Origin of the sequence: uncultured Georgenia sp., assembly GCF_937958535.1 — a bacterium.
In the GTDB taxonomy this organism is placed as follows: domain Bacteria; phylum Actinomycetota; class Actinomycetes; order Actinomycetales; family Actinomycetaceae; genus Oceanitalea.
In genome coordinates this window covers 1-4,264 of record NZ_CALGNQ010000179.1, presented here as the reverse complement: position 1 = coordinate 4,264, position 4,264 = coordinate 1, and the positions used below count along the sequence as shown (strand labels likewise).

General features: G+C 76.6%; 4 protein-coding genes and 1 tRNA gene. 3 read left to right on the top strand and 2 right to left on the bottom strand.

Translation table 11 applies throughout. The features are described 5' to 3' along the window. Positions 1-718, bottom strand: a 718-nt coding sequence (locus tag Q0195_RS09415; RefSeq protein WP_299277511.1) for a molybdopterin-dependent oxidoreductase, incomplete at its 3' end; no start/stop codon positions are given. A gap of 66 nt (positions 719-784) precedes the next feature. Then, positions 785-1,780 carry a selenide, water dikinase SelD gene (gene selD, locus Q0195_RS09410; protein WP_299277508.1) on the bottom strand — a complete coding sequence of 332 codons (996 nt, stop codon included), beginning with the start codon at positions 1,778-1,780 and terminating at the stop codon, positions 785-787. Positions 1,781-1,840: 60 nt separating this feature from the next. On the opposite strand from selD, the gene Q0195_RS09405 reads away from it, so the two are divergent. The 3 genes from Q0195_RS09405 to Q0195_RS09395 all read left to right on the top strand — a co-directional run. Further along, positions 1,841-1,935 (top strand) — tRNA-Sec (locus tag Q0195_RS09405). A 22-nt stretch (positions 1,936-1,957) separates the two neighbouring features. Next, positions 1,958-3,253, top strand: a complete 1,296-nt coding sequence (gene selA, locus Q0195_RS09400; RefSeq protein ID WP_366518090.1) for an L-seryl-tRNA(Sec) selenium transferase — start codon at positions 1,958-1,960, stop codon at positions 3,251-3,253. Beyond that, a partial coding sequence (locus Q0195_RS09395) for a GTP-binding protein (RefSeq protein WP_299277506.1) occupies positions 3,253-4,264 on the top strand: 1,012 nt, incomplete at its 3' end. The genes selA and Q0195_RS09395, both read left to right, overlap by 1 nt.

Here is a 4,264-nt window from a genome sequence, read left to right as displayed (position 1 = left end):
GCTTGGCCTCCATCACCCACTGGAAGCCCACCGGGTGGGCCTCGGCCATGTTCGACCCCTGGATGACGATGCAGTCAGCGTTCGCGAGGTCCTGCTGGAAGTTGGTGGCCCCGCCGCGACCGAAGCTGGTCCCCAGACCGGGGACCGTGGCGGAGTGTCATATCCGGGCCTGGTTCTCGATCTGCACCGCGCCCAGTGCGGTGAAGAGCTTCTTGATGAGGTAGTTCTCCTCGTTGTCCAGGGTGGCCCCGCCGAGGGCGGCGATGCCCATGGTGCGGCGCAGGTAGCGGCCCTCGGCGTCGGTCTGCTGCCAGGTGCGGGCGCGGGTCTCCAGGACCCGGTCGGCGATCATCTCCATCGCCGTGTCGAGGTCCAGGTCCTCCCACTCGGTGCCGTACGGGCGCCGGTAGCGGACCTTCTCCAGCCGGTCGGGTGCGGTGACCAGGCTCTTGCTCGCCGATCCCTTGGGGCACAGCCGGCCCCGGGAGATCGGGCTGTCCGGGTCCCCCTCGATCTGGACGACCTGCTCGTCCTTGACGTAGACCCGCTGTCCGCAGCCCACGGCGCAGTAGGGGCAGACGCTGCGCGCCACCCGGTCGGCGGTGGCGGTGCGCGGGGTGAGCTCCTCCGTGCGCCGCGAGCGCGCGGCCTTGCCGCGGCCGAGCACGTCCGTCCCCGTGAGCTGGCGCAGGACCGGCCAGTTGAGGAACGTCGTCATCGCTCACCCTCCCGTCCCTGGTCACCGTAGCGCGGCCGTCCGACACACGCAGCCGTCCGGCGATGCTCAGCGCACCCGGACGGTCCACTCCTCGGCGGGGACGAGCTCCCCGATGACGGGGTGGCCGGGCAGCTCCCCGACGACGAGCAGCCCGCCGGAGGTCTGGGCGTCGGCGAGCAGGAGGAGCTCGTCGTCGGAGACGTCGGAGCGCAGGTGCGGCCGCACCCAGTCCAGGTTCCGGCGGCTGCCGCCCGGCACGTACCCGGCAGCGAGGGACTCGCGGGCACCGGCGACGTACGGCACCGCCGCGGCCTCGACCACCGCGCTGACCCCGCTCGCGCGGGCGAGCTTGTACAGGTGGCCGAGCAGCCCGAATCCGGTGACGTCGGTGGCGGCCGTGACCCCGGCCGCGAGCGCCGCGCGGGCCGCGTCCCGGTTGAGGGTGGTCATGACGGCCACCGCCTCCGCGAAGCGCTCACCGGTGGCCTTGTGCCGGTTGTTGAGCACGCCGAGCCCGAGCGGCTTGGTCAGCGTCAGCGGCAGCCCGGCCCGGCCGGCGTCGTTGCGCAGCAGCCGGTCGGCGTCGGCGATGCCGGTGACGGCCTGCCCGTACTTCGGCTCGCGGTCGTCGACGCTGTGCCCGCCGCCGAGGATGACGCCGGCCGCCTCGCACACCGCCGCGCCGCCGCGCAGCACCTCCGCGGCGACGTCGAAGGGGATGCGGTCGCGCGGCCAGGCGAGGAGGTTGACGGCGACGAGGGGGGCGCCGCCCATCGCGTAGACGTCGGACAGCGCGTTCGTCGCGGCGATGCGGCCGAAGTCGTAGGGGTCGTCGACGACGGGTGTGAAGAAGTCGGCAGTGGCGATGACGGCGCGCGTGCCGTCGATCCGCACAGCGGCGGCGTCGTCACCGTTCTCGACGCCGACGAGGAGGTCGGGGTGGGCGGTCTGCGGCAGGCCACCCAGGACGCGCTCGAGCTCGCCGGGCGGGACCTTGCAGGCGCACCCGCCGCCCGAGGCGAACTGGGTGAGGCGGAGTCCTGGATGTGTGGCGGTGGTCACGGACGCCAGGGTAGCCGGGGCGAGCGACCGGTGGACGGGGCGGTCGCTAGGCTGCGTGGCGGAGGCGTATCCCGTCTGGTGACGGGCGCGGTCTTCAAAGCCGTTGTGGTCGAGCACCTCGGCCAGGCGGGTTCGATTCCCGTCCGCCTCCGCCACCGACCCCCAGGGAGGCTGGTAGTGCTGGACCACCGGCGCGCGACGCCGCGCACCGACACCGTGCTCGCCGACCCCGCCCTGGTCGCGGCGGCCGCCCGGCTCGGGCCGCAGCTGGTCAAGGAGGCCGCCCGGTACGCCATCGAGGAGTGCCGGCAGGGGCGGGTGCGCCCCCAGGACGTCGTCGCGGTGGCGCTCGCGGCGCTGCCGCCGGCGGCGACGTCGCTGCGGCGGGTGGTCAACGCGACCGGGGTCCTCGTCCACACCAACCTCGGCCGGGCGCCCCTGTCGGCGGCGGCGGTGGAGGCCCTCGCGGTGGCGGCGGGCGCGACCGACGTCGAGCTCGACCTGGCCACCGGGCGACGCGGACGCCGCGGCCGGGGCGCGCTGGCGGCACTGGCCCGCGCGGTCCCGGACGCCGGGGGCGTCCACGTCGTCAACAACGGCGCCGCCGCCCTCGCCCTGGTGACCCTCGTGCTGGCCGCGGGCCGGTCGGTCGTCGTCGCCCGCGGCGAGCTCGTCGAGATCGGAGACGGGTTCCGGATCCCCGAGCTGCTCGAGTCGGTCGGTGCCCGCCTGCGGGAGGTGGGCACGACCAACCGGGTCCGGCTGGAGGACTACGCCGCCGCGGTCGACGACGACGTCGCGTTCGTGCTCAAGGTCCACCCGTCCAACTTCCGGGTCACCGGGTTCACCTCGAGCGTCCCGGTCGAGCGGCTGGCCGGCCTGCCGGTGCCGGTGGTCGTCGACATCGGCTCCGGGCTGCTCGCCCCACATCCGCGGCTGCCCGAGGAGCCCACCGCCGCCGGGGCGCTGCGGGCGGGGGCGAGGGTGGTCACCGCCTCCGGCGACAAGCTGCTCGGCGGCCCGCAGTGCGGCCTGCTCCTCGGGGACGCCGACGTCGTCGAGGGGCTGCGCCGCCACCCCTTCGCGCGGGCCGTGCGGGTGGACAAGCTCACCCTCGCCGCGCTGGAGGCCACGCTCACCGGGCCGGTGCCGCCGGTCCGGGCGGGTCTGGAGGCCGACCGGGCCGAGCTGCTGCGCCGCGCCCGGGCGCTGGTCGCGGCGCTGGCGCCGCACGTCCCGGCGGAGGCGGTGGAGAGTGTCGGCGCCGTCGGGGGCGGCGGGGCTCCCGGGGTGGAGCTGCCCAGCGCCGCGGTGGCGGTGGACGACCGGCTCGCCGTGCCCCTGCGCACGGGCCCGCTGCCGGTGCTCGGCCGCGCCCACCGCGGACGGCTGCTGCTCGACCTCCTCGCGGTCCCGCCCGAGCAGGACGCCGCGCTCGCCGAGGCGGTGCGGACCGCGGCCGGGCAGGTGTGATGCACGTCGTCGCCACCGCGGGGCACGTCGACCACGGCAAGTCCGCGCTCGTCCGCGCCCTCACGGGCACCGAGCCGGACCGACTCGCCGAGGAGCGCCGCCGCGGCCTGTCGATCCAGCTCGGCTACGCGTGGACCACGCTGCCGGGGGCGGGTGAGGTGGCCTTCGTCGACGTCCCGGGACACGAGCGGTTCATCAGCACCACCCTCGCCGGGCTGGGGCCGGTCCCGGCGGTGCTCTTCGTCGTCGCCGCGGACGACCCGTGGATGCCGCAGGCTGCCGAGCACCTCGCCGCCCTCGACGCGCTCGGGGTGGAGCACGGCGTGCTCGCGGTGACCCGGGCCGACCTCGCCGACCCCGGACCGGCCCGGGAGCGTGCGCTGGCCGAGCTGGCGGCGACGTCCCTGCGTGGCGTCCCCGCGGTGGCGGTGAGCGCCCGCACCGGAGGGGGGCTGGACGAGCTGCGCGCGGCGCTGGCCCGGATGGTGTCCGCCCTCCCGTCGCCGCCGGCGGACGCGGCGGTGCGGCTGTGGGTGGACCGCAGCTTCACGGTGGCCGGGGCAGGGACCGTGGTGACCGGGACGCTGCCCGCCGGGCGGGTGGCGCCCGGCGACCGGCTGGCGAGCGCCGGCACGGAGCACCGGGTGCGGGCCGTGCAGTCGCTCGGCCGGGACGTCCCGTGTGCCGAGGGGGTGGCCCGGGTGGCGCTCAACCTCGCCGGCGGCGCCCCGGTCGCCCGCGGCGACGTGCTCGTGACGCCCGGGGCCTGGCACCACACCGACGTCGTCGACGTGCGGGTCGGGCCGCCGCGGCTCGGGGACGGCCCGGTCCCGCAGCGACCGGTCCTCCACCTCGGCTCGACGCTCCTCACCGTCCACCACCGGCCGCTGGGCGAGGGCCTGGCGCGCCTGCGCCTCGAGCACCCGCAGCCGCTGCGGGTCGGGGACCGGGCGCTGCTGCGCGACCCCGGGACGCGGCGGCTGTGGGCGGTGACGGTGCTCGACCCCGCTC